The sequence below is a fragment of the Noviherbaspirillum sp. genome (genome assembly GCF_036846085.1).
Lineage (GTDB): Bacteria > Pseudomonadota > Gammaproteobacteria > Burkholderiales > Burkholderiaceae_D > Noviherbaspirillum.
The window spans coordinates 1-2,769 of the sequence record NZ_DAIUCO010000387.1 but is presented as its reverse complement, the minus strand read 5'-3'; the positions used below and the strand labels follow the sequence as shown (position 1 = coordinate 2,769).

3 protein-coding genes are annotated in these 2,769 nt (G+C 61.7%); all 3 read left to right on the top strand.

Features of this window, described 5'->3' with window-relative positions:
* A partial coding sequence (locus V7080_RS25095; RefSeq protein WP_334191100.1) for an aminotransferase class III-fold pyridoxal phosphate-dependent enzyme occupies positions 1–563 on the top strand: 563 nt, incomplete at its 5' end.
* Positions 564–586: 23 nt separating this feature from the next.
* A complete protein-coding gene (locus tag V7080_RS25090; RefSeq protein ID WP_334191099.1) occupies positions 587–1,444 on the top strand; it encodes a dimethylarginine dimethylaminohydrolase family protein in 858 nt (285 codons plus the stop codon).
* Positions 1,445–1,722: 278 nt separating this feature from the next.
* Positions 1,723–2,769, top strand: a 1,047-nt coding sequence (locus V7080_RS25085) for a homocysteine S-methyltransferase family protein (RefSeq protein WP_334191098.1), incomplete at its 3' end; no start/stop codon positions are given.

Here is a 2,769-nt window from a genome sequence, read left to right as displayed (position 1 = left end):
TACAGACCGGCCTTGCACGTACCGGCCGCCTGCTCGCCTGTCAGCATGAGGACGTCAAGCCGGATGGCCTCGTTCTCGGCAAGGCGCTCGGCGGCGGGCTGCTGCCGGTATCGGCCTTCCTTGCGCGCGAGGATGTGATGGCGGTATTCCGTCCCGGCGACCATGGCAGCACGTTCGGCGGCAATCCGCTGGCGGCGGCGGTCGGCACGGCGGCGCTGCAACTGCTGAAGCAGGAAAACCTGGCGGAGCGGGCCGAAAAGCTCGGCAGCCGTCTGCTGGACGGACTGCGTGCCATCCGTCATTCCGCCATTCGCGAAGTACGCGGCAAGGGCTTGCTGATCGGGCTCGACCTCGATCCGTCGCATGTGTCGGCGCGTACGTTCTGCGAACGCCTGCTGCAGCAGGGAATCCTGTCGAAGGAAACGCATGAAACGGTGGTTCGCTTCGCGCCGCCCCTGGTCATCACCGAGCAGGAACTCGACTCGGCGCTCGAGGTGATCAGGGCGGTATTCGAAACCGTGCCGGACAACCGGCGAATGCCTGCGGAATCCCTGCCGGCTTGAAACATCTATTCTGGGAGAAAAGAATGACAGACCGATTCCTGATGTGCCCGCCGAATCATTTCGAAGTGGCGTACGTCATCAATCCGTGGATGGAAGGCAATATCGCTCTCGGCAGCAACGACATCGCTACCCGCCAGTGGGAGGCGCTTGCAAGACTCATCGGACAGGTGGCCAGGGTGGAGCGCATGACACCGGCGGCCGGCGTGCCGGACATGGTATTTACCGCCAACGCCGGCCTGATCCTCGGCGACAAATGCGTGCTGTCACGCTTTCGTCATCCGGAGCGGCAGGCGGAGGAACCGCATTTCGGTGCATGGTTCCGCGAGAACGGCTTCGACGTGCTGGAACTGCCGCCGGACATGGTGTTCGAGGGTGCCGGCGATGCGCTGCTCGACCGCGGCGAGCCGCTGCTCTGGCTTGGACATGGGCATCGTTCGACATTGGAATGCGTGCCGCTGCTGAAGGAATTCCTGGGCATCGAGATCGAGCCGCTGCGGCTGGTCGACGAGCGCTTCTATCATCTCGACACCTGCCTGTGCCCGCTGGAGGGCGGCTACCTGATGTACTATCCGGCGGCGTTCGACGCCGAGTCGCAGGCGCGCATCATGGCGCGCGTACCGGCGGATCGGCGGATCGCGGTCGGCCACGCCGATGCCCACGATTTTGCCTGCAACGCCGTCAACAGCGCCGGTACGGTATTCATGAACCGCGCCTCGAAGGGACTGGTGCGCGAACTGCAGTCGCGCGGTTTTAATGTCAAGCAGACGCCCTTGACCGAATTCATGAAAGCCGGCGGCTCGGCAAAATGCCTCACGCTCAAGCTCACGGAAGACAGGCAATCGCCCGATGCGGGCAACCTGGATGCGCGCAGCGTCGCCTGACGGACATTGGGCAGCCCCGGCGGCTGCCCGCTTCCGTGCACTTCCCTTCGGGCTTCTCCCTGCGCGCTTCTCTTTACGCAAACCATTGATTTAACGTATAATTTTTTTGCGCCGATTTGATTGAACAAGTCAAACCAGCTTGCGGGCGCCAGGGTCTCAGTCCCATTACCAAATACAGCTAAAGCGGACAGATCAACCCGGTCCTGCTGTTTGCTGACCGGGTTTTTTATTTTCCTGATTTGCAGTACGGAATTTTCACACTGACCAAAGAGTGCACCATGAAGCGCGATCCCCTCTCCACCACCGAGTCGCTCCTGCGAAACCTGCTGTCCCAACGCATCCTGATCCTGGACGGCGCGATGGGCACCATGATCCAGCAATACAAGCTGACCGAAGAGGACTATCGCGGCACGCGCTTCGACGATTTCAACGTGCCGGGCAAGGAATTGTTCGTCAAGGGCAACAATGAATTGCTGACACTGACCCAGCCGCAGGTCATCAGCGAAATCCATGAGAAGTATCTCGCCGCCGGGGCGGACCTGATCGAGACCAATACCTTCGGCGCCACCAGCGTCGCGCAGGACGATTACCACATGGCGCATCTCGCCTACGAGATGAACCTGCAAGCGGCAAGGCTGGCCCGCGCCGCCTGCGACAAATACTCGACCCCGGACAAGCCGCGCTTTGTCGCCGGCGCGCTGGGGCCGACGCCGAAGACCGCGTCCATCTCGCCGGATGTGAACGATCCCGCCGCGCGCAATGTCACCTTCGACCAGCTGGTGGCTGCCTACCTGGAGCAGACCCGCGCCCTGGTCGAAGGCGGTGCGGATGTGCTGCTTGTCGAAACAATCTTCGATACGCTCAACTGCAAGGCGGCGCTGTTCGCCATCGACACTTTCTTCGACGAGTCGGGCAAGAAACTTCCCATCATGATTTCCGGTACCGTGACCGATGCATCGGGCCGCATTTTGTCAGGCCAGACCGTGCCGGCATTCTGGCATTCGGTCCGTCATGCCAAGCCGCTGACAGTGGGACTCAACTGCGCGCTCGGCGCGGCACTGATGCGCCCGTATGCGGAGGAGCTGTCCAAGATTGCCGACACCTTCGTCTGCATTTATCCGAATGCCGGCCTGCCCAATCCGATGTCCGATACCGGGTTTGACGAAACGCCCGATGTCACTTCGTCACTGCTGAAGGATTTTGCCGAAAGCGGCTTCGTCAATATCGCCGGCGGCTGCTGCGGCACCACGCCGGATCACATCAGGGCGATTGCCGACGTGGTGAAGACCATTGCGCCGCGCAAGGTCCCGGAAACCGGTCATGCG